General features: G+C 64.4%; 13 protein-coding genes and 3 pseudogenes. 9 read left to right on the top strand and 7 right to left on the bottom strand.

Going from position 1 to position 24,644, the window contains the following annotated elements:
• The first annotated feature begins 101 nt into the window (after positions 1 to 101).
• Positions 102 to 1,451 carry a DUF5677 domain-containing protein gene (locus AC0L58_RS15895; protein ID WP_473685122.1) on the top strand — a complete coding sequence of 450 codons (1,350 nt, stop codon included), beginning with the start codon at positions 102 to 104 and terminating at the stop codon, positions 1,449 to 1,451.
• 100 nt (positions 1,452 to 1,551) lie between these two features.
• On the top strand, positions 1,552 to 1,932 hold the full coding sequence (locus AC0L58_RS15890) for a hypothetical protein (protein WP_473685120.1): 381 nt from the start codon (positions 1,552 to 1,554) through the stop codon (positions 1,930 to 1,932).
• 100 nt (positions 1,933 to 2,032) lie between these two features.
• Here AC0L58_RS15890 and AC0L58_RS15885 read toward each other — a convergent pair.
• The 3 pseudogenes from AC0L58_RS15885 to AC0L58_RS15875 all read right to left on the bottom strand — a co-directional run.
• Positions 2,033 to 2,221, bottom strand: a pseudogene (locus AC0L58_RS15885) (IS3 family transposase); the annotation flags it as partial.
• Positions 2,222 to 2,247: 26 nt separating this feature from the next.
• Positions 2,248 to 3,797 (bottom strand): annotated as a pseudogene (locus tag AC0L58_RS15880) (IS3 family transposase).
• Positions 3,798 to 3,863: 66 nt separating this feature from the next.
• Positions 3,864 to 4,819, bottom strand: a pseudogene (locus tag AC0L58_RS15875) (IS3 family transposase); the annotation flags it as partial.
• Positions 4,820 to 4,963: 144 nt separating this feature from the next.
• Between AC0L58_RS15875 and AC0L58_RS15870 the strand changes: the two are divergent.
• The 7 genes from AC0L58_RS15870 to tkt all read left to right on the top strand — a co-directional run bounded on the left by AC0L58_RS15870 (position 4,964) and on the right by tkt (position 15,418).
• Complete coding sequence (locus AC0L58_RS15870; RefSeq protein WP_473685118.1) at positions 4,964 to 6,343, top strand: chloride channel protein; 1,380 nt, start codon at positions 4,964 to 4,966, stop codon at positions 6,341 to 6,343.
• Between the two features lie 241 nt (positions 6,344 to 6,584).
• On the top strand, positions 6,585 to 7,991 hold the full coding sequence (gene zwf / locus AC0L58_RS15865; RefSeq protein WP_473685116.1) for a glucose-6-phosphate dehydrogenase: 1,407 nt from the start codon (positions 6,585 to 6,587) through the stop codon (positions 7,989 to 7,991).
• Complete coding sequence (locus AC0L58_RS15860) at positions 7,988 to 8,689, top strand: HAD family hydrolase (protein ID WP_473685114.1); 702 nt, start codon at positions 7,988 to 7,990, stop codon at positions 8,687 to 8,689. Before zwf ends, AC0L58_RS15860 begins: the two co-directional genes overlap by 4 nt.
• Before the next feature lie 40 nt (positions 8,690 to 8,729).
• A complete protein-coding gene (gene tal, locus AC0L58_RS15855) occupies positions 8,730 to 9,833 on the top strand; it encodes a transaldolase (RefSeq protein ID WP_473685112.1) in 1,104 nt (367 codons plus the stop codon).
• Positions 9,830 to 11,467 carry a glucose-6-phosphate isomerase gene (gene pgi, locus AC0L58_RS15850; RefSeq protein ID WP_473685110.1) on the top strand — a complete coding sequence of 546 codons (1,638 nt, stop codon included), beginning with the start codon at positions 9,830 to 9,832 and terminating at the stop codon, positions 11,465 to 11,467. Before tal ends, pgi begins: the two co-directional genes overlap by 4 nt.
• A 147-nt stretch (positions 11,468 to 11,614) precedes the next feature.
• Positions 11,615 to 13,261: a phosphoglucomutase (alpha-D-glucose-1,6-bisphosphate-dependent) gene (pgm, locus tag AC0L58_RS15845; protein ID WP_473685108.1), complete on the top strand. Its 1,647-nt coding sequence runs from the start codon at positions 11,615 to 11,617 to the stop codon at positions 13,259 to 13,261.
• Positions 13,262 to 13,369: 108 nt separating this feature from the next.
• Positions 13,370 to 15,418 (top strand): transketolase, encoded by a 2,049-nt coding sequence (gene tkt / locus AC0L58_RS15840; protein WP_473685106.1) that lies wholly within the window; start codon positions 13,370 to 13,372, stop codon positions 15,416 to 15,418.
• 265 nt (positions 15,419 to 15,683) lie between these two features.
• Here the strand turns inward: tkt and AC0L58_RS15835 are convergent, their stop codons facing one another.
• Genes AC0L58_RS15835 through AC0L58_RS15820 form a run of 4 tightly spaced genes read right to left on the bottom strand, consistent with a single transcriptional unit; the run spans position 15,684 to position 24,505 of the window.
• Entirely contained in the window at positions 15,684 to 17,000 is a 1,317-nt protein-coding gene (locus tag AC0L58_RS15835) for a hypothetical protein (RefSeq protein ID WP_473685104.1), read from the bottom strand.
• Positions 17,001 to 17,013: 13 nt separating this feature from the next.
• Positions 17,014 to 18,432, bottom strand: a complete 1,419-nt coding sequence (locus AC0L58_RS15830; protein WP_473685102.1) for a C25 family cysteine peptidase — start codon at positions 18,430 to 18,432, stop codon at positions 17,014 to 17,016.
• The gene (locus AC0L58_RS15825) at positions 18,429 to 22,397 is read right to left on the bottom strand and encodes a WD40 repeat domain-containing protein (protein ID WP_473685100.1); all 3,969 of its coding nucleotides are present in this window, start codon (positions 22,395 to 22,397) and stop codon (positions 18,429 to 18,431) included. Before AC0L58_RS15825 ends, AC0L58_RS15830 begins: the two co-directional genes overlap by 4 nt.
• Positions 22,394 to 24,505 (bottom strand): CHAT domain-containing protein, encoded by a 2,112-nt coding sequence (locus AC0L58_RS15820; protein WP_473685098.1) that lies wholly within the window; start codon positions 24,503 to 24,505, stop codon positions 22,394 to 22,396. Before AC0L58_RS15820 ends, AC0L58_RS15825 begins: the two co-directional genes overlap by 4 nt.
• Between the last annotated feature and the right edge of the window lie 139 nt (positions 24,506 to 24,644).

Here is a 24,644-nt window from a genome sequence, read left to right as displayed (position 1 = left end):
AGAATAGAAGGAAGTCACGTAGCGGAAAGAACCGCACACCGCTATCCGGCCACTCCCACGTCAAGAAGAAGCTACTGCCACCATTCGCTCAACTCGAAGGCATGATTGAAGGCAAGTTTTCGTTCTCATCATGGACGAATGAACGTATGCCCGAGATGCTTTGGGCAGTAATAATCCGATCCATAAATGGCCAAGAGTTCGCACTTTCGCAGTTTCGTAGGATAATAAACTTCATCGGCAAACATGAACGATGCGATGAGCTATCGAATATTACGCACACCGGAATTGCAAAGCTTGACCGCAGTTTAAGGATTCAACTAATCCGGGTCATTACAAACGACGCATCTGTTTCAGAGAGTCTTGCCATACTCAGATTATTTGGCGACCTTCCGGCCGCCGAAGATTGGATGGCTAATATCCCGGAGACGCCACCGAACATAGAATTACTCATGGATGCAGTCGGTAAAAACCTATGGCACCAATCGCAGGAGGCAACCGATTGCCGTTGGATTAAATTGATGGCTCAAGTGGCATCCGGTAAATTTCGTATGCCTCGTGAAATGCTCGACAATCTTGTTGGGTACCCGGACGTCGGAGACCAACGTTCGGTTCGCCCAAGCATAAGATCAGCGGAGATTGCTCCAACCACAATGGAGCCACCTGATACAACGTGGGCGAACTCGTTCTGGCAAACTGCATGGCTCAATACGCCATGCCTCGTACTAAATGAAGGTCCCGCAATAACACAACCGCCAGCGTTAGTTTCACGAGCGACGATTTCTGACGTACAGAGCGACCTTGAAGAGCATTGGCAGGAAACGCATTCAACAACTGCCATTGATGCTCGTCATGATGCTGTGTTTGGTATCGCTTTCTACGCACTAAGAATAGCTGATGAGCTGTTAGGTATTGGAATTGGCACCGGGATTTTAGGGCGTTTAGGTCTACGCACGCTGCTTGAGGCATACGTCAGCATCCACTATCTCCTGCATAAGGATGATGAATCAATCTGGAAGAAATGGCGCGCCTATGGCTCTGGACAAGCCAAGTTGAACGCCCTGCGTTTCGATACCGACATTGCGCCGCCAAAGTACATCGACATCCAGTGGCTTGAGCAAATTGCCGGTGAAGATATTTGGGAGGAATTTTTGAGCATCGAGCTTGGCAGTTGGAGCGGCCTCGACTTGAGGAAGCTCAGCGAGAAAGCGGGATGCAAGGACTTGTATGATGCCTATTATTCGTGGACGTCGGGGTACGTACATGGTTCGTGGGGGCCAGTTCGAGAGTCTTCGTTCAATACGTGCGGTAACCCGCTACACCGGATGCATCGTTATCCTGAGCAACACTCTTTGCCCGACACTGTCAGCGACGCTATCGTACTGACAAACAAGATTCTAGATGACGTGGCTGTTGCTTATCCCAGCTTTACAACTAGAGTATTGCCCGCGTGATGATACAGACACCGAACAATTCGCTGCAGCCGACCGCCATCCCGCTACGCGGGCTGTCGGCGGCTGAGCTCAGGCGTTAGGCCCCTTGGAAAGTCAGTCGATGGACATTGCAATTTTGGCTGCGGCAGTGATCGGCTATCTGCAAGTGCTGAGCGATGATCGGCGCTTCAACAAAGAGCAGCGCCAAGCCGCCCGGGTCGCCTTATCTGACGCCTTCCATGAGACTGAGGGGTATTACGCTGGCCTGGCTGCCGGCGGCGTCAAAGATCCGGTTCAAGAGCATCACATCGCTCACCTCTGGGAGCAGGCCGCGATCCTCTCTAAGCAGTTCAACCCGTCATTGGCCAGTCGGCTCGGGCTAAAGTCACGCTACTGGCGGGAGGGTGCCGCTTGGTCAGATGAGCAGATTGCTGCAGCTAAAATCCAACTGGCTTCTGTTCGCCGTGATGCAAATTTCTCACTCATCCGGCGCGGGGCCTAACAATTCGTTCAAGGCGGACGGCTTCGCCGCCGCTTAACTCAAGCGTTGAAGCTGTAGAAAAACCCTGAATCGCCCCGGCTTCTGTAGACACCCCGAAGCCTCAAACTGATTGTCGCTTTTCGAACTCTACCGGAGGCAGCCCGTCGTTGTGGCCGTGCTGCCTGCGGACGTTGTAGAACATCTCGATGTAGTGGAAGACATCGGATCTGGCCTCATCGCGGGTGGTGTAGATCCGGCGCCGGATGCGTTCGCGCTTGAGCAGCTGGAAGAAGCTCTCGGCGACGGCGGTATTTGTCAACGAAGTTGTCCGCTCAATCATGCAGCCAGACGGTCAGGTTCGGCTGCGGTAGGTGACTCTCGATCCGGGTTGAGCAGCACGGTTCCGACAGGTGTCCAGTTGCGCACGGCTCGACCGCGCCAGCGGTTCGGATGTTTGGCCTTGGCTTGCTCGTAGACGCTGGTGCGTGCGGTGAGGATAGTCTTGTCGAGGCCTTGATGGCGCTGCTGCGGGGTCACGAAGCGGATGCCGCTGTGGCGGTGCTCGGTGTTGTACCAGGTGACGAAGGTCTGCACCCATTGGCGCGCTTCATCCAGGCTTTGGAAGGGCTGCTTTGGCCATGCCGGGATGTATTTCAGGGTGCGGAACATGGCCTCGGAGTACGGGTTGTCGTCACTGACGGAGGGTCGACTGAAAGACGACACCACGCCCAGTTTCTGCAGGGTGGCCAGCATGGTGGCGCCTTTCATCGGACCGCCGTTGTCGGCGTGCAGTACCAGCTGATTCTTGGCGATGCGCTCGCGCCGGCAGGTCTTGTCGATGAGCACGGCGGCGTGGCTGGCCAGCTCTTCGCCGTGGATTTCCCAGCCGACGATTTTCCGGCTGTAGATATCCAGCACCATGTACAGCCGGTAGAACTGGCCACGTACAGCGGTAGGCAGGTAGGTGATGTCCCACGACCACACCTGATTGGCTATCTCTGCCGCCAACGCCTTGGGCTTGGCGACGTTGCGCGGCGCCTTGGCGCGGCCCCGTCGGTGGCACTGATCGTACTCGGCAAGCACCCGGTAGAAGCTGGACTCCGAGCCCTGCCAGATACCCTCGTCGGCAAGGCGCGGAACGATCTGGCCCGGCGGCAAACTCTGGTATTGCGGCAGGTTGCAGGTCGTCACGATGGTTTGCTTCTCCTCGTCGGTCAACGCGTGTGGACAGGTGCGCGGTGCCCCCTTGCGCCGGTCTTGCAGGCTGTCGGCACGCCGCCATCGACGCAGCGTACGGCTGGTGAGGCCGAGCACCTCACACGCCTTGCATTGACGCGCTCCGGCGCCGAACGCCTCATCAATCAATACGATGGCCATCTGTTTCATCGACTCGGGAATCAAGCGTCCTCGTCGGTGCCCCAGATGGCCTGGGCTTTTTTTGACAACGTCAGCAACGCGGCCGCCTCCGCCAGCGCCTTGTTCTTGCGATGAAGCTCCTTTTCCAGCGCACGTGTCTTCTTGCGCTCTGCGGCCAACATCGCCGGGCTGACGACCGTGCCGGCGCCGCCCGGTTGCTCGAAGGCTGACTTCCACCTATCGAGCTGCTCTACGTACAAACCCCGCTCGCGGCAGTAGGTCGAACGCTCGGCCTCGTTCATCAGGGCCGTCTCGATCACGGCGGCCAATTTGGCTCTGTTGTCCCAACCGTCGGGCGGGGAAGTCTTGGCAGGCACGACGTATCCTTTTTCCTGGAAATGACGTTTCCAAGCGTACAGGCTCGGGTTGGAGATGCCGGTCTCCCGGTGGATGCTGGCGACGCTCTGGTTGTTCGGTGGCATCATCTTGCGGACCATCTGCTCTTTGAACTCGGCGCTGTAACGGGTCATGGTTGTGCTCCTCTCGCCCCCTCAGGGCAGGTATCAAAAGAGCGGACAACTATCGTGACAGAGGGGGACGGCGTTGTCATGACAGTTGCCACGCCGGCTCATGCTGCTGACCAAGCCATGGGCCTTGAGGAAGTCCTGCCAGTCGTGGCCGGTAAACTGGGTTCCCTGATCGGAGTGCACGAGCAAGCCGGCCGGTGGCTTGCGCCGCCATACCGCCATCATCAACGCCTGCAACACCAGGTCGGTGTGCATCGTCGATCCCATGGCCCAGCCCACGATCTTGCGCGAGTACAAGTCCATCACCGCCGCCAGGTACAACCAACCTTCGTGCGTGCGGATATAGGTGATGTCGGTGACCCAAGCGCGATTGGCCACGACAGGGTTGAACTGCCGCGCCAGGTGGTTGTCGGCCACTACGGCCGACTTGCCCCCGCGCATGCCCGGGCGGCGGCGATAGCCGACCTGTGCCCGCAGACCTTCCCCGCGCATCAGCCGGGCGACCCGATGCTTGCCGCAGCGCTCACCCAGATCACGCAGGTCCCGGGTGATCTTGCGGTAGCCATAGACGCTGCCGCTCTCCAGCCAGGACTGCTTGATCAGTCCGAGTACGCGTCGATCGTCCCGAGCCCGTGTTGATAGCGGCGCACGGCGCCATGCGTAGTACCCGCTGGGGTGCACGCCCAGCACCCGGCACATGCTGCGCACCCGGAACTCCCGCTCATGGTGGCGCATAAAGGCGTACCTCACCCGGACTGCTTGGCAAAGTACGCCGCGGCTTTTTTTAGAATGTCGCGCTCCTCCGTCACCCTGCGAAGCTCCGACTTGAGGCGGCGAAGCTCCTCCGCCTCGCCCGCCGCTGTCCCCTGCACGGGACCCGACTTGCCGCACTGCTTGCGCCATGCGTAGAGACTGTGGATCGACACCCCCAGCCGGCCGGCAACATCGGCGACCGAATGGCCGCGGTCCGTCACTTGCTTGACCGCCTCAATCTTGAACTCTTCCGTATACCGCTTGCTGCTCATAGACACTCCTGCTGCTGCCGTGGATTATGGCTGCAAGGTGTCTACGAAACACGGGGCGATTCAGTTTGACGGCGAACGGGCTGAGCGGGGCGCAAGGACGGGTCTACAATGGCGTGTTAATCAGCCATCTGGATCGAACCCCCCATGCCGCGCCCACGTCTCGCCGAACCACTCGTGATGCTGGCGACCGTGGTGCAATGGCTGGTGTTGTCGACGATCACCGGCGCGGTGGTCGGGGTGGGCTGCACCATCTTTCTGCGCGCGCTGTTCGCCACGGCAGGGCGTACCTACGACATTTCATGGTGGGCGCAGTTTGCGCTGCTGCTTGGTGGTGGACTGGCCAACGGCCTGCTGTTGCATTACGGCTATCGGTTGAGCCGCAGCGGGTTCAAGGATTCGCCAATCGTCGCGGTGAACGAGCAGCAGGGCAAGATGCCGTTCCGCACCTTGTGGATCAAGCCGCTGGCGGCCGTGATCACCCTGGGGTGTGGCGGGTCGGCCGGCAAGGAAGGGCCGTGCTCGCATATCGGGGCCAGTCTGGCGGCGGGCATCGGTCGCACGCTGCATCTCAACCAGGAGTTGCGCAAGCGCTTGTTGGCGTGTGGCGTGAGTGCCGGTTTTGCCAGCGTGTTCGGCACGCCGATCGCGGGGGCGATCTACGGCGTGGAGATGCTGGCGATCGGCCGCATCCGCCATGACTTCCTGTTCCCCGGCATCGTCGCGGGCGTTACCGCGTTCCAGGTCAGCAAGTACCTGGGGGTGCCGTATCCGGTCTATCACATTGCCTTCGTCAGTGAGTTCACCGAACTGTTGTTCCTGAAAACGGTGCTGATCGGCATTCTGTGCGGCGCGGCGGCGTGGACGTTCGTGGAACTGCTGCAGCGGATCAAGCGCGCGTTCGCCACCCTTCAGCACCGCTTCGCCTTGTGGCCGCCGCTGGTGCCGGTGCTGGGCGCGGTGGTGCTGGCCTTGTTGATTCTGGTGGTGCCGACCGATTATCTCGGGCTCAGCCTGCCGCTGATGGAGCGCGCGCTGGGCGGGGAGCCGATGCCGTATCTCGGTTTCCTGTGGAAGGCGCTGCTGGTGGCGATCACGCTGGGCTCGGGGTTCTACGGCGGTATCGTGACACCGCAGTTCGTGATCGGCGCGGTGCTGGGCGGCGCGCTCGCGCATCTGTTCGGGCTGCAGCCGGCGCTCGGCGCCGCGGTGGGACTGGTCGCCGTGGTGGCCTCGGCCTCCAATGCGCCGATGGCGGCGATCCTGATGGGGGTGGAGTTGTTTGGCGCGGACTCGACCTTGTATGTCGCCGGTGCCTGCGTGGCGGCCTATCTCGTGATCGGCCATCGCAGCGTGTATCCGTCACAGCAGGTGGCGTTCAGCAAATCATCGTGGATCTTCGCCCGCGCGGACCTGCCGGTGGGCCAGGAAAAAGTGCGACTGTCTTATGGCTTGCTGCGCTGGTGGAGCAACCGCCAGCGCAAACGCGGCAAGCGCGGCCGGCCCGGCGATGATTCATTGCTGTGAGCAACGCGCGACCGCTCGGGTACATGGAGTGGTTGGAGCCGACGCGCATCCGCGGCCGAACGCGTGCCGCACGCCGGCGTGAAGCTTGCCGGCAGCGTCTTATGCATCGCCTTAACCTGTCTGCGTGCACGCTCGCCGGAGCAAGTCTCCGGACTGCTGGCGTGATTGTGCGCCGTCGCGCCTTCGTGATCGCCGTGCAGACGACGATGCTGTCCCACCCCGAAATGGAGAACACCACCCCATGGCCCTGCCCCGCTCGGATGCCCTGGTATTTTTTGGCGCCACTGGCGACCTTGCCTACAAGAAGATCTTCCCGGCGCTGCAGGCGATGACGCGGGATGGCGATCTGGATGTGCCGATCATAGGCGTGGCGCACTCGGGCTGGAACGTGAGGCAGTTGCGCAAGCGCGCGCGCGACAGCGTGAAGCAGGCGGCCAGGGATCATGGCGAGAAGTTCGACAAGGCGGTGTTCGACAAGCTGGCCGAGCGCCTGCAGTACGTCGACGGCGACTACACCGATCCGGAAACCTTCGTGCAGCTGAAAAAGGCGCTGGGCAAGGCCAAGCGCCCGCTGCACTACCTGGCGATCCCGCCCAGCCTGTTCGGCACCGTGGTCGAAGGGCTGCAGGATGCCGGTTGCGCCAGGCACGCGCGGGTGGTGGTGGAGAAACCGTTCGGCCATGACCTGGCTTCGGCGCGTGCGCTGAACAAGGTGCTGGCCTCGGTGTTTCCGGACGACTCGATCTTCCGCATCGATCACTTCCTGGGCAAGGAAGCGATCATGAACATCCTCTACTTCCGCTTCGCCAATTCGTTCCTGGAGCCGATCTGGAACCGCAACCACATTGCCAGCGTGGAGGTGACGCTGGCCGAGCAGTTTGGCGTGAAGGGCCGCGGTGCGTTCTACGATGGCGCCGGTTGCCTGCGCGACGTGATCCAGAATCACCTGATGCAGATCGTGGCGCTGCTGGCGATGGAGGCGCCCGCGTCGCAGAACTACGGCGCGGTGCAGGCGGAGAAGACCAAGGTGTTCCACGCCATGCGTCCGCTCAGCGCCGACGACCTGGTGCGCGGCCAGTACCGCGGCTATCGCAAGGAGCCGGGCGTGGCCAAGGGATCGGATGTGGAAACCTATTGCGCGTTGCGCCTGTTCATCGACTCGTGGCGCTGGGGCGGCGTGCCCTGGTATTTGCGTTCGGGCAAATGCCTGGCCGAGACGGTGGCCGAGATCGTGGTCGAGCTGAAGCCGCCGCCGCAGAAACTGTTCGACGATGCCGCCACCACTGCAGGTCGCGCCAACTATTTGCGCTTCCGGCTCTCGCCCAACACGGCGATGGCGCTGGCGGCCAGGGTCAAGCGGGTGGGCAAGGAGTTCATCGGCGACCAGCGCGAATTGCTCCTGATGGATGAGCAGACGGGTGAGGAGACGCCGTACGAACGTCTTCTCGGCGATGCGATGGCCGGTGATGGCGCGCTGTTCACCCGCGAGGAATCGGTCGAGGCCGCGTGGGTGGTGGTCGACCCGGTGCTGGAGAAGCATCACAAGGCCATCCCGTATCGCCCCGGCAGCTGGGGGCCGAAGCAGGCCGACGACCTGATTGCCGCCGATGGCGGATGGCACAATCCGGTGATGGAGCCCAAGTCGTGAGCGAAGCGGCTGCCCTCGTATTCCTGCTCGATGTCGACAACACCTTGCTCGACAACGACCGCTTCGGCGACGACCTCGGCGATACCCTGGCGCGGGCGTTCGGCGAGGATCAGCGGGATCGCTACTGGTCGATCTACGAGCAGCTGCGCGACGAGCTCGGCTATGCCGATTACCTGGGCGCGCTGCAGCGCTTCCGCAGCGGTCTGGACAATGAGCCGGCGCTGCTGCAGATGTCCAAATACCTGCTGGAGTATCCGTTCGCCGACCGCCTCTATCCGCACGCGCTGGAAACCATCGACCACCTGCGCCGGCTCGCCCCCACCGTGATCCTTTCCGACGGTGACATGGTCTTCCAGCCGCGCAAGATCCAGCACGCCGGGATCTGGGGCGCCGTGCGCGGCGAAGTGCTGATCTACCTGCACAAGGAACGCATGCTGGTGGCGATGCAGCAACGCTACCCCGCTGCGCATTATGTGATGGTGGATGACAAGCCGCAGATCCTGGCCGCGATGAAGCAGCAACTCGGCGACCGTCTGACCACCGTGTTCGTGCGCCAGGGACACTACGCCGCCGACAGCGCGCGCGAGACCATCGAACCCGCGCCGGACCTCGCCATCGCGTGCATCGACGAGCTGCGCGGGCGTAAGCTTGAAGACTTCCTGCCGAGCGCACCCACGATCCCGCTGGCAGCCGAGTGAACCCGTTCGTGACCCCTAGAAGCAAATTCCCGGAGCAAGCATGAAACCGACCCGACAACTGCATGATCTCGGCCAGAGCCTGTGGCTGGACAACATTACCCGCACCCTGCTCGATGACGGCACGTTGGCACGCTACATCAGCGAGGACTCGATCACCGGCCTGACCTCCAACCCCAGCATCTTCGACGCCGCGATCGGCGGCGGCGACGCCTACGATGCCGGCATCCATGCCAAGTCGCTGGCCGGGCTGGAAGGCGAGAAGTTGTTCATCGAGCTGGCGCTGGAAGACCTGCGCCGGGCCGCCGATCTGTTCGCGCCGGTGTTCCAGCGCACCGCCAGCGTCGACGGCTGGGTGTCGATGGAGGTCTCGCCCCTGCTGGCCGCCGACACGGCCGGTTCGATCGCGGCGGCGCGGCAGATCCACGCCGCCGGCAAGCGCGACAACCTGTTCGTGAAGATTCCCGGCACCCCGGAGGGTGTGCCCGCGATCGAGGAGGCGATCTTCCTCGGCATCCCGATCAACGTGACCTTGCTGTTCTCCTGCGCCCAGTACCAGGCGGCAGCCGAGGCCTACATGCGCGGCATCGAACGGCGCATCGACGCCAAGCTCGACCCGCGCGTGGCTTCGGTGGCATCGCTGTTCATCAGCCGCTGGGACGTGGCCAGCAACAAGCAGTTGCCCGATGAGTTGCACAACAAGCTCGGCATCGCGGTCGGCCAGCAGACCTATCGTGCCTACCGCGAACTGCTGGCCTCGGAGCGCTGGCAGAGGCTGTCTGCCGCCGGCGCGCGGCCGCAGCGGCTGCTGTGGGCCAGCACCGGCACCAAGGATCCCAGCGCATCCGACACGCTCTACGTCAGCGCGCTGGCCGCCCCCAACACGATCAACACGATACCCGAGAAAACCCTGCATGCGTTTGCCGAGCACGGGAAACTCGAGGGCGTGATGCCGATCGATGGCGGCGATGCCGACGCAATGCTGGCGAAGATCGGCAAGGCCGGGGTCGACATCGACGCGCTGGCGCAGAAGCTGCAGAAGGATGGCGCCGACGCCTTCGTGAAATCCTGGAAGCAGCTGCTGCAGCGAATCGCCGACAAAGCCAGCGCGCTGGATGCCAAGGCCAAGGGAGCGGTCATGCGATGAGCCAGTCAGCCCTGAGAAGACAGCCGGCGTGGCTGGCGTTGCAGCAGCACGCCGCGTCGCTCGGCGACCAGCACTTGCGCCAGATGTTCGCGGACGACCCCAGGCGCGGCGAGACCTTCAGCGTCGAGGCCGTGGGCCTGTACCTGGATTACTCCAAGCAGCGCGTCGACGCCGAGGCCTTGCGCCTGCTGCGCGAGCTGGCCACCGCCTGCGAGTTACCGCAGCACACCGAGGCGATGTTCGGCGGCGAGCGCATCAACCACACCGAGGATCGCGCCGTGCTCCACGTGGCGCTGCGTGCGCCGCGCGATGAAGAGATTCTTGTCGACGGTCACAATGTGGTGGCCGACGTGCACGACGTGCTGGACCGCATGGCCAGCTTCGCCGACCGCGTACGCGATGGCCGCTGGCTGGGCCATACCGGCAAACCCATCCGCAACGTGATCAGCATCGGCATCGGCGGTTCCGACCTCGGTCCGGTGATGGCGTACGAGGCGCTGCGCGACTACAGCAGGCGCGAGATGACGTTCCGCTTCGTCTCCAACGTGGACGGCACCGACTTCGTCGAGGCCACCCGCGACCTCGACGCGGCCGAGACGCTGTTCATCGTCTGCTCCAAGACCTTCACCACGCTGGAAACGCTGACCAACGCGCGCGCCGCGCGCGACTGGTGCATCAAGGCACTGGGCGATGACAAGGCAGTGGCGAAGCACTTCGTGGCCGTTTCCACCAACGCGGATGAAGTGAAGAAGTTCGGCATCGACACCGCCCACATGTTCGGTTTCTGGGACTGGGTCGGTGGGCGCTATTCGATGGACTCGGCGATCGGCCTGTCCACCATGCTGGCGATCGGCCCGCAGCATTTCCGCGAGATGCTGGCCGGATTCCACGCGATGGACGAGCATTTCCGGCATACGCCGTACGAGCGCAACCTGCCGGTGCTGATGGGCCTGCTGGCGATCTGGAACAACAACTTCCTCGATGCGGCCACCGTCGCGGTGCTGCCCTACGAGCAATACCTCAAGCGCTTTCCGGCCTACCTGCAGCAGCTCACGATGGAGAGCAACGGCAAGAGCGTCACCCTCGACGGCACGGCGGTGGATTACGCCACCGGGCCGATCTACTGGGGCGAGCCGGGTACCAACGGCCAGCATTCGTTCTACCAGTTGATCCACCAGGGCACGCGCATCGTGCCATGCGATTTCATCGGTTTCGGGCAAAGCCTGAACCCGCTGGGCCAGCAGCACGACTTGCTGATCGCCAACCTGATTGCCCAGGGCGAGGCGCTGGCGTTCGGCAAGACGGCCGACGAAGTGCGCGCCGAAGGCACGGCCGAGGCACTGGTGCCGCATCGTACCTTCGTCGGCAATCGCCCCAGCAGCACCATCCTGGCGCACAAGCTCACCCCGCGCGTGCTGGGCACGCTGGTCGCCTTGTACGAACACAGCGTGTTCGTGCAAGGCGTGATCTGGGGCATCGATTCCTTCGATCAGTGGGGCGTGGAGTTGGGCAAGCAGCTGGCCAAAAAGACGATTGCCGAGTTGACCGCGAAGGACGAGCCGAAGCTCGGCCACGACAGCTCCACCAATACGCTTATCCGTCGTTATCGTCAGCTTCGCGACGGTCACACCTGACGCCTTTTTTTGTAGGAGCGCACCCTGTGCGCGATTGCTCTTGGCGACCATTCGCAGGCGGGCGTTGCCCGCCGTTCGCGCACAGGGTGCGCTCCTACAAAAGCTGCTTTCGTACATGCACATCAACCCCGCCATCCCCGAGAACCCATGAGCCAGAAAATCAGCCCGCTCGCCGGCAAGCCGGCACCGAAGTCGATCCTGGTCGACGTGCCGAAACTGCTCGCCGCCTATGCTGACCTGAAGCCCGATCCGTCGGTCGCTGCGCAGCGCGTGGCGTTCGGCACCTCCGGCCATCGCGGCAGCTCGCTGGAGCGCAGTTTCAACGAAGCGCACATCCTGGCGATCAGCCAGGCGATCTGCGAGTACCGCAAGTCCAAGGGCATCGATGGCCCCCTGTACATCGGTTGCGACACGCACGCGCTGTCGCAACCGGCGTTCGAGAATGCGCTGGAGGTATTGGCGGCAAACGGCGTGGAGGTGATGGTATCAACGGGCGGCGAGTTCACGCCCACACCCGCGGTGTCGCACGCGATCCTGGTCTACAACAAGCGCCGAACCACGGGCCTGGCCGACGGCATCGTGATTACCCCCTCGCACAACCCGCCCGACAACGGCGGCTTCAAGTACAACCCGCCCAACGGTGGGCCGGCCGACACCGACGTGACCAAGTGGGTGGAGAACCGCGCCAATGCATTGATCGAGGGCGGCCTGAAGGACGTGAAGCGGATGCCGTTCGCGCAGGCGCGCAAGGCAGCGAGCACACACGAGCACGATTTCCTCGATGCCTATGTGTCGGACCTGACCCGCGTGATCGACTTCGAGGTGATCCGCAGCGCCGGCGTGCACATGGGTGTGGACCCGCTCGGTGGTGCCGGCGTGCACTATTGGGCACGCATCGCCGAGCAATACAAACTCGACCTGACCGTGGTCAGCGCCGAGGTCGACCCGCAGTTCGCCTTCATGACGGTGGACTGGGACGGCAAGATCCGCATGGATCCGTCCTCGAAGTACGCGATGCAGCGGCTGATCGGCCTGAAGGACACATACGACGTCGCCTTCGCCTGCGACACCGATCACGATCGCCACGGCGTGGTCACCCGCTCCAACGGTCTGATGGAGCCGAACCACTACCTGTCGGTGCTGATCGACTACCTGTTCCGGCATCGCCCGCAGTGGAGCGAGCGTGCCGCCGTCGGCAAGACCGTGGTCAGCACGGCGCTGATCGACCGCGTGGTGAAGCGCCTCGAGCGCAAGCTGTACGAAGTACCGGTCGGCTTCAAATGGTTTTCCGAAGGCCTGTTCGACGGCTCGCTCGGCTTCGGCTGCGAGGAGAGCGCGGGCGCTTCGCTGCTGCGCCGCGATGGTTCGGTGTGGATCACCGACAAGGACGGCCTGGTGCCGGCCTTGTTGTCCGCCGAGATCACCGCGCGCGAAGGCCACGACCCGGGCACGCTCTACGACAAACTGACCGGCGAGCTCGGCAAGCCATACGCCAATCGCGTCGAGGCCGCTGCCACGCCGGCGCAGAAGGCGAAGTTGTCCAAGCTCTCGCCCGATCAGCTCAAGACCGACCAGCTCGCCGGCGAGAAGATCGAGCAGGTGCTGGACAAGGCACCCGGCAACGACAAGCCGATCGGCGGCATCAAGGCCATCACCGCCAGCGGCTGGTTTGCCGCGCGACCCTCGGGCACCGAAGCGATCTACAAGATCTACGCCGAAAGCTTCAAGGACGAGAAACACCTGCAAAGCCTGCTCGACGAAGCGCAGAAGATCGTCGACCGCGCGATCGCGTAGGACGGGCTGCGCCCGCCGTCGGACTGGCGGGTCGAGCCAGCGGCGGGCACCGCCCGCCCTACGCGATTGGGCACGAGATACGTCATTCACCCACATCGGAGAACCACCATGTCCCAAGACCTCGACCAGCAATGCATCAACACGCTTCGCTTCCTGTCGGTCGACATGGTGCAGAAGGCGAACAGTGGCCATCCCGGCCTGCCGCTGGATGCGGCGCCGATGGCCTACGTGCTGTGGACGAAGCACATGAAGTACCACCCGGCCGATCCGCACTGGGCGGACCGCGACCGTTTCGTGCTGTCCGCCGGGCACGGCTCCGCCCTGCTCTACAGCTTGCTGCACGTGACCGGCTACGACGTGTCGCTGGACGACATCAGGCAGTTCCGCCAGTGGGGCAGCAAGACCGCCGGACATCCCGAGTACGGCCACACGCCCGGCGTGGAAGTCACCACCGGCCCACTCGGCCAGGGCCTGGCCAATGCGGTCGGCATGGCGATCGGCGAGGCACAGCTCGCGGCCACCTACAATCGCGACGGCCACAACGTGATCGACCATCGCACCTGGGCCATCGTCAGCGATGGCGACCTGATGGAAGGCGTCGCCTCCGAAGCGGCATCGCTGGCCGGGCATCTCAAGCTCGGCAAGCTGGTCTGCCTGTATGACGACAACTACGTGACCCTGGCGGCCGGCACCGACATCACTTTCTCCGAGGATCGTGCGAAGCGCTTCGAAGCCTACGGCTGGCAGACGATCAAGGTGGCCGACGGCAACGATGTCGCGGCCATCGACGCGGCGCTGGACGAAGCGGTGGCGGACACTTCCCGGCCGACACTTATCCTGGTGCGCACGCATATCGGCTATGGCTCGCCCAAGCAGGACAGCTTCAAGGCACACGGTTCGCCGCTGGGCACCGAAGACGTCAAGGCCACCAAGGAAAACCTGGGCTGGCCCCTGCAGCCCGAGTTCCTGGTGCCGGAGCCGGCGCTGAAGCACTTTCGCGAGGCGCTGGAACGCGGCACGCAGGCACAGGCCGACTGGAATGACCGCCTGCGCAGCTACGCCAAGGCGTTCCCCGAGCAGGCCAGCGAACTCGAGCGGCGATTGCGTGGCGAATTGCCGAAAGACTGGGACGCCGACATCCCGACCTTCCTGGCCGATGCCAAGGGCATGGCCACGCGTGAGGCCGGTGGCAAGGTCATGAACGCCATCGCGCCGAAGCTTGCCGCCTTGTTCGGCGGTTCGGCCGACCTCGACTCCTCGACCTTCACCAACCTCAAGGGCTTCGGCGATTTCAACCCCGCGGCCGGCAAGCATGACGACACGCAGGGTTCGGATTCCGCCGGCTGGAGCGATGCCGGCCGCAACCTGCACTTCGGCGTGCGCGAACACGCGATGGGCTCGATCGTGAACGGCCTGGCTGTGCATGGCGGTTTCATTCCGTACGGCTCGACCTTCCTGATCTTCTCCGACTACATGCGTCCGGCGATTCGCCTTGCCGCGCTGATGGGCGTGCACGTGGTGCACGTGTTCACCCACGACAGCATCGCGCTGGGCGAGGATGGCCCCACCCATCAACCGATCGAACAGCTGGCCAGCCTGCGCGCAATTCCCAACCTCACCCTGATCCGCCCCGCTGACGCCAACGAGACGGCGGTGGCGTGGAAGGTGGCCGTGGAAACGCGCAAGCGACCCGTGTTGTTCGCGCTCACCCGACAAAAGCTGCCGACGCTCGATCGCAGCAACCACGCCAGTGCCGATGGCCTGCGCCAGGGCGCGTACATCCTGCGCGAAGCCGAAGACGGCAAGCCCGCGCTCATCCTCATCGCCAGCGGCTCGGAAGTCGGCCTGATCCTGGACGCCGCCGACAAGCTGCAGGCTGACGGCGTGAGCGTGCGCTGCGTGTCGATGCCGAGCTGGGATCTGTTCGACGCACAACCGCAAAGCTATCGCGATGTGGTGCTGCCGCCGGACATCACGGCCAGGCTGGCCGTGGAAATGGGCGCTACCCAGGGCTGGCGTCCCTACGTCGGCGATCGCGGCGACGTACTCGGCATCGACCATTTCGGCGCGTCCGCACCGGCCGAGGTGTTGCAGCGCGAATTCGGCTTCACCGTGGAGAACGTGGTGAAACGGGCGAAGGCACTGCTGCGCAAGTGACGTGGGGTGTTTGCGGGGCCTGATTTCTGATGACATGTTGCATTGACGCGGAAGAGCCGGCGGGCGGAGCCCGCCCTACGCGGTGCCATCGCAGGAAGGGCCGGCGGGCGGAGCCCGCCCTACGCGGTGCCATCGCAGGAAGGGCCGGCGGGCGGAGCCCGCCCTACGCGGTGCAGTCGTGGGGCGGGCTTTGCCCGCCGGCTGTTCTGCGCCGATTGTTGTCGATGCAAAACTGCCCCGGCCTCAGGCGCGTGGCATCAGCGCTTCATGGACCCATCGCCGCGGCCCACACGAGATGCCCGACCTCGGGTCTTGCGATGTCGCTGTGCGCGCCGGACGGCGGACTGCCTTCGCGAATGACGCGACTGCAGTTGACGTTGTAGATGCGCCCGGGCACGAAGCCGTACGCAAAGTCCGGGTCCTGCACGTCGAGGTCTTCGATATCCAGACCACTGCCGCGCAGGCCGAAGGTTCCGACACCGCCGTACTTGGGGAACGCACCGGGCGCGAAATCCACCTGGCGGGCCATGCCTGCGGCGACGGGATAGAGCGAGCCGACGGCCAGGTCGTGGTCGGAGCGCGTGGTGACGACAGCACCCGCCACGACGTCGCTCGCGGCGAGTCGTCGAAAGTATCCCGCCTTGGTGGGCGACCCAGGCAAACTGTCACAGCACGACCAGAGCGAAAGTGCCCCCTGCACCAGCACCAAGGAATGCACCGGTCGCGGCAGCCTGGCGTCGGCCGGGCCGCATGCTGACGCGGACGCCGCGATGCAGCCGAAGCTGTGGCCCATCAGGTGGAAGCGCACGTCGCGGTCCTTCGTCAGCTCCATCAACGCGGACAGCAAGGCGAATCCCCCGCTTTCGCCGATGCGCTTTGCGCGCTTCTTCATCTTCCAGAAGGACAGTTGCACCAGCGGCGACAGCAAGGCGTTGCCCAGCCCCCCGCCGCCGAAACTGATCGGCTCTTCCAGTGCGCGTGCATATGCCGCGTCCGGGTCGAAAGACTCGCGGTCGGCGCCGGGATCACCTTCGATCCCGTTCGCGCCCAGGCCGGCTTCCTGGTCGAGCAGCCGATACGCTGCGGCCACATCGGCCGGGAGCGAGGCGGGTGCGTACCCGGCCTGCGCAGCCGCGAAAATGGTTTGCAGGGCCTGGCGAGCGGCGGGCGTCTCGGCGATGGTCCTGGCGGCCCGATCGATCTCGGTTTCGGCCGCGTCGTCCGCCCCGATGCCGAACGATTCGGCGCGGCCAAACGACTCCTCGCCAAATGGCAAGCTCGGCCAGTGCAGGCCGACCAGCAACGGAACGAAGCCGGGGCGCGATGTTGTTGCGCGCTCGATGTCGCCGGTTTGCGCCATCAGCGTCGACATCCACGCGGCGTACTGTGTCCGTGCCGCCGGCAGATCGCCCTTCCAGCCGTGAATGAAGGTGAAGACGTCCGTCGGGTGTTCGGCGTTGATGGCTTGGGCGATGCGCTCCTGCATCCTGCCGTCGGGGTCGTCGGGGCGCTCGGTGCCCTTTTCGTCGAGCACGACGAGGTAGTAGCGGATATCGGTACCGGGAATGGTTTCGATCGGCATGGCGGTTGCTCCGTCAAACGGAAATGCGGACAGCGGGGTCGCCGATGACGACGTAGCTGCGCACATCGTGGTGTGCGGTCCACAGCCCGGCCAACGCGTAGTCGTTGACCGCTGCGCCGTACTTGATGTCCTCCAACTCGCCGTTGAGGCTCACCGCAAGGTCGGCGTGCTTCATCGCGAAGGCGTCCATGGCGGCGCCGATGCGCGCGCCGGACATCAACGCGTGCAGACAGTTTTCGAAGGTGCTGGTCTGCGCGCCGAGCCCGGGCCACGAGAACGAATACGTCCACGCGCGCTCCACGTGGCCGACCACGGCGAGGGCAGCGCCGCCGGGTTTGCCGGTGAGACGTTGCGGCAGTTTCGCAACGAACGGAGCCGCCGCGAGCTGCGCCCGCGTGCTGCCGGCCTGGGGGTAGTCGTCGAGCAGCGGCGTGCCCGCGCCATAGCAGGCAAAATGAAACGCGATGGTTCCGGACAGATCGGTGCCTTCGGCGACATCGGCGGCCGAGAAGTAGTAGTCCGCCGGAATGGCGCCGCGATGATGCATCGGCCCGGGCCAGTCCTGGCACAGCAACGCGCCCTGGTCGGGTCGCTGGCGCGCGTCATCCGCCGGAAAGCCCATCCCGTGGCTGGCCGTGAACAGCAGTGATGGGCGCGATTGCAGGCACGCGGCCAAGTTGGCCTTGGTCGCGTTGGCGGCCATGACTCGCTGGAACTGCCAGTCCGGGTGCCTGGGTGCGAGCGCCTGCGCCAACGGCTCGACCAGCATCGAGCTGCTCATCTGCGTCGCGCGATCATCGTCATTGCACACGCCGAAGAAGCTCGCGCGGGGTGCCCCGGCTTGCGCGGCGCGGCCTTCGGCGGCCATCACGCTTTCCGCGTAGTTGCGGTACTCCAGCGCGGTGTCGAAGTGGAGCCGGCCCACGGCATAGTTCACGCCCAGCTCGTACTGGAAGCGAAACGGGATGGTCTCCGGCCCGCACACGAGCAACAGGTAATACGGCACCTTGTCGACCTGCGCCTGTCCCGGCGCAACGCCCTGGCGTCCGAGCCAGGTTCTGGCGCGTTCATCGGGACGATAGCCGGCCGGTCCCTGGAACACCTTGTAGCGCGCTCCCGCCTGCGCCTGGCGGAGCCCGCACAAACCCTTGAGCGCATCGACCACTTCCGCCGACGCATCGTGCGCAAACACCAGGCCCCATCCGGTCTGCGCCAGGTCGGCCGGGTCCACGCCAAACGGCACGCCGAAGGTCTCCTCCTGCGCCTGGCGCTTGGCGAGCAGCAGGTCATGATCGACCGCGCTCTCCGCAGGCACACCGCGCGCGGCGCGTGAGATCTCCTCGACCGACGGCGATGGCAGGTAGCCACCGGTCGCGCCGTTGATGCCGTTGAAGCCGGCGCCTTCGGTGCCCGTCATGTCGTCCCCGCTCACGGCTGCGCTCCGGGCTCGCGATACCTGCGGTCCGCATAGGCTTTGGCCACATCGAGTACATGATCCGGCGCAAGGTTCCACCCCAGCATGTCGTCACCGGCGGTGACCAGGAACGTGCCGTCGCGGCTGAGCGCGATCGCGCGCACCGGCGAGCTTCCCCGTTGGGTGAGGTCGATCGCGTTCTTGAGGTTCTTGTTCCACGGGCTCCATGCCACGACGTAACCGTCGGCGCCGGCCGTGACATGCATGGGTCGCTCACCGGCCCCTCGATCCCAGGCATACGCCGCGCCCGTGATGGATCGCACGTGACGGGCATCGGCGGCACCGTCCATGGCCAGCGTGGGCAGAGTCCATTGGGTAAGAATGCCGTCGTCGCCGCCGACGAGCAGCTTCGTGCCATCTGGATTGAACGCCAGCACGCTCACCCGCTGTCCGACGTCCACCGCCGCAACCTGGGCGACGCTGCTCCCGCTGCGACTGTCCTCCACTTTCAAGAGGCGCAGATAGCCGGATTTCACGCCTGCCGCGAGATACCGTGAGTCCGCACTGAAGGCGAGGGTCGAGATCCGCTCATCCGTCGGTGCCTTCGACTTGTCGTCTGCAGGCTGCCGCAGATGGTCGGCGGGCATCTCGCTCCAGGCGTCCGCCCCGGGGACGCCTCGGTTCCAAAGGCGCAGGGTTTGGCCGTCGGCCGTCGCCAGCATCCGGCCATCGGGACTGAAGGCTGGCGGTATCGCCACGGATTGGTTCCCGCAATCATTCGGGCCACTGGCCCCGGACATGTGGAGGGGCCCGGGCTGTGTCCCTGCGCGCAACGGCCATTCGGTCGGCAAGCCATGGCAATCCACGGTGATCAGGTATTGGCCATTCGGCGCCATCGCCAGGGACGAGGTGACCGCCTCCGCAAGCGTCCATTCGGGCATTTCCCGGATGCGACCCTGCTCACGCAACCAGAGCTTGATCGGGACGGTCTGGTCGCCCTTGGGATGGCGAACATAAGTGCGGGCGGCAATGCGCGTGCCCGCGGCATCCATCGATACCGTCTGCCACGCGGTCTGTGCGGAGGAGCCCGGCAATGGCGTCGACAACGCCGGCCCGGTGCCGCGATCGAGATCGAGCAACAGGATCTTGCGCGTCGCACCCACCGCAATCTGCCCGGGCTTGTGCGGTCTGTACGTCACACTGTACAGACGCTCACGATCACCGATCCTGAAGTGTTGTTGCGTGGTCCCATCCGCGATATCCGCCAGGCCCGAAGGATGTTCGGGCAACGTCCAGCGCACCACGTAGCCGTCGACCCCCACGCTGACGAATTCGTTCGATTGAGGCGCGAAGGCGATGCCCTTGACTGCCATGTCGTCAGGACCGTCACCGTAGGTGGCGCGACCGAGAAGCATGCCGTTGCGGGTGCGATCGTCCGAATCCAGATCCCACACGTGCACATTGCCTTCGGTATCACCGGCCACGAAGAAGCGCCCGGTCGGATCCGCGGCCGCAGCCGAAATGCCGACGCGGCGCCCCTCATGGTCCTGGATGCTGAACTCGCGCAGTGGCCTTTTCGGGTCTATCGGCATGCCCTCGCCGATGGGCCACAGGCGCACGACGCCATCGTAGTCGGTCGTCGCAAGACGGAGTTGCCCATCTTTGCCTGTTCCGGGCAGGAAGGTGATGCTCAGGATCGGCGCCCCGCTGATGCGGAAGGACGCTGCATGCACCGGGTTGGACGGATCGGCGAAGTCCCACACCTCAACGTTCTTGCCCCAGCCCGCGATGGCCAGCCAGCGGCTGTCGTCGCTGAAGTCCGCTGTGGTCAGCCGGTGCTCGTTGTCCGTGCTCGGAACCAGCTCCTCGAGGGGCTGCAGCTCGCCCTGGTTCAATCGCCACAGCCGCGCGCTGCCATCCCCGTGGGTGGAGGCGACCAGCCCGCCGGCGCCAGCGACCGCCACGGCGTAGGTCACGGTTTTCAGGTCCCGTGTCTCGAACGCATTTGCTCCGTCGGCCGCAACGTCCTGGACCGAAATGTGTCCGTCCCAGGAGCCCGCGAGCAAGCGCGTCCCGTCGTTGGTGAACGCCAGCGACCAGACAACGTGCGTTCGGGGTTGCAGTTCGTGCACGAGCGCCGCAGGCGATACTCCCAGCTGCTTGAGGATCGCGTCGTAAACGTAGCGTGACATGTTTGGCAGCCCCGAGGACGGCTCCTTGTCAACGTCGTCCGCGGCGCCCCGCTGCGCCAGCATCGCAGCGAGAACCCCACCGGTCCAGCCGTTTCCCCATGCCTGACCGATCGCCGAGAAAATGTCCTGGCCTTTCTCGCGCAGCTCCTGCTTCCTGATCTGCTGGGACTGGACCTCGAGTTGCCCGGCCTGTCGTTCGTGCTCGATGAAGGCCCATGCGGCGAGCATGCCCAGGAGCACGGTCGCGAAGGCGCATGTCATCGCGATTCGACGCCTGCGCTCCCGGCGCAGCCTTTCCGCTTCCCGGGCGCTGCGCGCGATCTCCTGCTGCGATGCGTCGAGATACCCGATTTCATCCTGGGTCAGGTCTTCCGCATGGCTGGCGGCATACGCCCTGGCCGTCGCCAATTCCTCTTCCGACAGCAACAAGCTTCGTGCGTGTTCCCCGGTGGCCTGTAGCCAGTACGCTGCCTGTTTCTGGAACCGCTGCAGATGCTCCAGCGCCCACGCCTTGTTGGCTGCGCGCACCGGCGCGACGAGGCGATCGTGGGGCAACTTGATCCACTCGTGGCCACCATGCGGGTCGATCCGCAGCAAATGAACGTCGACCAGCTGCGAGATCGCATCGTCGGTGCGTCCCAGCAGCTTGGTGTCGCGCAGGCACTGTATGCGCACCCCCGAGGTCGAGATCAGCTGGGATTCGATCCACTCGCGCAACTTGCGTTCGGACACGCCGGTGTCGGCCGCCGCCGCCGCGACTTCCTGATCGAAGAAATCGCCCAGCGCGCGGTCCACCTCGCTGTGGCTCGACGACTGGACGTCCCCGGCCTCGATCTTCCGGCCCTGCCGGACCACGACCTTCTGCCACAAACCGCGGCACACGACCTGCAACTGCACCGGCTCCACGAAGCGCCCGGGCTGAAACGCTTCCGCGCCGTCGGCGCCGCGGACGGATACGCGGCACAAGTCGTCGACCAGTCGCTGCGGTACATCCGCGGCCATCCACTCGGTACCGGCTGTCTCGGCGATCGCATCGCGCGCGGCATCCACTCCCAGGGCGTCCATCCGGTAGCGAAAGGCGAGCGCGGTGGGGATGAGATCCAGATAAGGCTGCAGTTCGGCGAGATGATCCTCACGCATGGCGAACAAAGCCCAGACCGGCACCCCCGTTTCGCCGCCCCACCTGCCCGGCGCGCCGCCTCTGAGCAGGCTTCCCAGTTCCTCGAGAAACTCGCGCTTCTGCCTGACGTCCAGCGGATCGGCGGTGAACAGTTCCTCGAACTGGTCGAGGATGAGCAACGGGTAATGCGGCTCGCCAGCTGAATCGCGGCCGATCGCGGCCGATACGCACTCCTCGAAATACTGCTTGAGGGTGTACGCGCGCAAATCGCGCGCTGGCCTCCGCTCGCCTTCCTCGCACAGCGTCTCCAGCGCAAGCAGGGTGGCCAGCCGGTACCGGTTGATCGAGGCATCACCGTCACACGAAGGGTCCCGATGACCGAGCCGGATGACCGGGAGCGCCTCCATTTCGTAGGATTCCTTCAGCCTGGGAATCAGTCCGGCGCGGATCAGCGACGTCTTGCCGGCGCCCGATGGCGAGAACAGCAGGACGATCCGCTTGCTGAGGAGCAGGTCCGACAGCTCTTCGGTTTCGCGTCGCCGACCGTGCAGCTTCTGGCCGACGTCCAGCGGTACCGGACCGACGAATGGATTCGGTGGCGGCGAACCGGGCGTGGTTCCATGGTCCTGCCCGATGGCGTCGTTGCCTGATGCGTGCACGATGCTGTTCATGTCGGCATTCCCGCTTCGGCCGTTACCGCTCTGTCGTACTGATCCATGAGCTGCGTCATGAACTCCGCCGGCGAGCTCCAGAAGAGGTTCACGTGCGACTGTTCCTCGAAGTACTTCCGCAGATACTTGTACATGCGCTCGGGCACGATGCGTTCATCCGTCGGGCTCATCTGGATCGCGACGCTGGTGCGCCGTCGCGAGATCTCGCGGCCTGGTTGCCGCAAGATGCTGCCGAGCACCACGCGGAAGTCCCAGTCTTCGGCCTGGAAGCCCAGCAGCAGCCAGCCGGAGGTCGAGATCGCGGCGGTGACGGCATGAGGAATGCCGTTCTCGCGCAGCGTCTCGTTGCGCGTCACCTCCATCAGGAACTCGAAATAGTCGTCCTCGGTGATCACCATGCTTTCGGGATAGTGGAAGTTGCCGAACACGTGAAATATCAGCGGCTCCTCAACGCTCGGCACGTACTCCGGTCCCGCCGACGGACCGTGTGTTATCCCCTGGTCGCCGCTGCTGCGCCAGGTGCACAACTGGATGTGAGGCTTCTTGCCTTGTTCGACCAACGCATCGTGCAGGAGGTTGTCGCGATTGGCATTGACGTAGATCGGCACCGGCATCCGCGCCAGCAAAGTGTGGACTTCCTTCGGGTTCGCCGCACGCAAACCCGAGCCGATGTGCGACACCATGCTGTCGACGAGACCTTCCTCGATCCGCCCGCTCAGCAACTCCGGTGTCAGTTGGTCGCGGAACTTCCGTCGCAGGTAACGCACGACGTAGGCGCGGAGGGCGTCGACGACGAAGCCGGGACTGTTGCGATAGGCCAGGTGTTGCGCCACTTGTGCCAGATCGTCGCGGTCCTTGGGCGCCAGCGGAAACTCGTAGCGCTCTGCCCATGCCCGCGCGATGTCGCGCGTGGAACCAATGACGGGCTCCACCAAGCCGGGGCCCAGCACAGGCACGCAGCGTTTGTTCAAGACGTTCGACACCACCGCATCCCACTGGTCGAAGCCTTCCATGTCCGCATTTCGTGGCGGCCACACCACGCCGCTCTTGGAGTGCGTGTACAGCGTCGGCATCCACCAGTCAGGCTCGCCGATGAGGTCGAAGCGTGCTGCGGCCATCGCGCGGTCGATCTGCCCATCAGTGGCAAGCTCGCGAAAGAACCGCGGCAGGAATCGCTTGGCCGACGCCACCGTGATGTCGCCCTGCATCGCCAGCACATTGGGTACGCCAGCCTGCGCCAGTCGCGGCGCCAGGGCCGTCAGTCCCTGCGCCCCTTGCCCACCCGCACTCCGGCATGAAGCCAGGACCACCAGGCGCGGGCGCTCTTCGGCGGCCGCGAAACGCTCCACCAGTTCCTCGCCCCTGACCATCTCGCCCAAACCATCGTCGCCCTCCAGCAACAGGCGCGGGTCGCCGCCTGGCGTGATCGTGCCGTGGCATGCCAGGTAGACGATGTCCGAGTAGTTGTCGCGCAGGTCGGACACGATGTTGTAGACCGACGCGCGCCCGCTCAGGCGCCGCACCACGATTTCGCGCGGGCTGCGTCCGTATTGCGACGCGATCGCCTCGTCTGCTTGTCGATACTCTTCATCCGGGTCGAGCGCGGGCTGCTGCCAGCGCGTGGTGAGGTCGCTCGGATTGGCGACCACCACGAGCACCTTGACCGTGTCGGGATCCTGTAGCGGATGCAGCCGGAAGTCGCTGCTGCTGAGGAATCGCGAGAACCACACGCTCTGGTCCGAGAGCAAGGCAGTCGTCTTTGCAGGCTCGCGCAACAGTTCCCAGCGCACGGCATGCAATTCGGGCGCATTTGCCTGGATGTGCAGGCGGATCCGCAAGCCGCTGCGCGCCGCGGCTACCGCGCGTGCTCGTACAAAGGCGTCGAAGATCGGGCTTCCCTGGCTGCCGAACACCATGTCGGTCAACGCAGACCCGTAGGCATCCGGATCGAGCGCCAGGTCGCGCAGACGCGCCAGGTCGATTTCGATCCGGGACGGTTCAATCAGGTCCGTTTCGCGATCCTGCTCCGGATCGACGTACCGGCCGGCGACAAAGTACTTGCCCGGGTCGAGCCACTGGATGCGGAGTTCGAGTTCGCTGTAGCCCATGACCACCACCCTCTTCGGAAAGACCCTGCAAACACTTCGCGCCATGGAGACGGCACACTGCCATGCACCTTTGTGCGGTGGTCCTGCAGGCCTGTGTGAAAGCTTTTGAATTCCTCCGAGGTGCAATGCTGCGACACCG

This window comes from Rhodanobacter sp. G2-10, assembly GCF_055809185.1.
Note: the sequence above shows the minus strand (reverse complement) of the source record. Positions and strands in the feature narration are given on the sequence as shown.

What these genes read in the sequence shown, in the direction of transcription:
- zwf (WP_473685116.1), top strand. Translation starts at nt 6,585, where the DNA reads ATGGCCCTGCCCCGCTCGGATGCCCTGGTATTTTTTGGCGCCACTGGC.
- AC0L58_RS15895 (WP_473685122.1), top strand. Translation starts at nt 102, where the DNA reads ATGATTGAAGGCAAGTTTTCGTTCTCATCATGGACGAATGAACGTATG.
- AC0L58_RS15825 (WP_473685100.1), bottom strand. Translation starts at nt 22,397, where the DNA reads ATGAACAGCATCGTGCACGCATCAGGCAACGACGCCATCGGGCAGGAC.
- AC0L58_RS15820 (WP_473685098.1), bottom strand. Translation starts at nt 24,505, where the DNA reads ATGGGCTACAGCGAACTCGAACTCCGCATCCAGTGGCTCGACCCGGGC.
- pgi (WP_473685110.1), top strand. Translation starts at nt 9,830, where the DNA reads ATGAGCCAGTCAGCCCTGAGAAGACAGCCGGCGTGGCTGGCGTTGCAG.
- tal (WP_473685112.1), top strand. Translation starts at nt 8,730, where the DNA reads ATGAAACCGACCCGACAACTGCATGATCTCGGCCAGAGCCTGTGGCTG.
- AC0L58_RS15890 (WP_473685120.1), top strand. Translation starts at nt 1,552, where the DNA reads ATGGACATTGCAATTTTGGCTGCGGCAGTGATCGGCTATCTGCAAGTG.
- AC0L58_RS15870 (WP_473685118.1), top strand. Translation starts at nt 4,964, where the DNA reads ATGCCGCGCCCACGTCTCGCCGAACCACTCGTGATGCTGGCGACCGTG.
- AC0L58_RS15835 (WP_473685104.1), bottom strand. Translation starts at nt 17,000, where the DNA reads ATGCCGATCGAAACCATTCCCGGTACCGATATCCGCTACTACCTCGTC.
- tkt (WP_473685106.1), top strand. Translation starts at nt 13,370, where the DNA reads ATGTCCCAAGACCTCGACCAGCAATGCATCAACACGCTTCGCTTCCTG.
- pgm (WP_473685108.1), top strand. Translation starts at nt 11,615, where the DNA reads ATGAGCCAGAAAATCAGCCCGCTCGCCGGCAAGCCGGCACCGAAGTCG.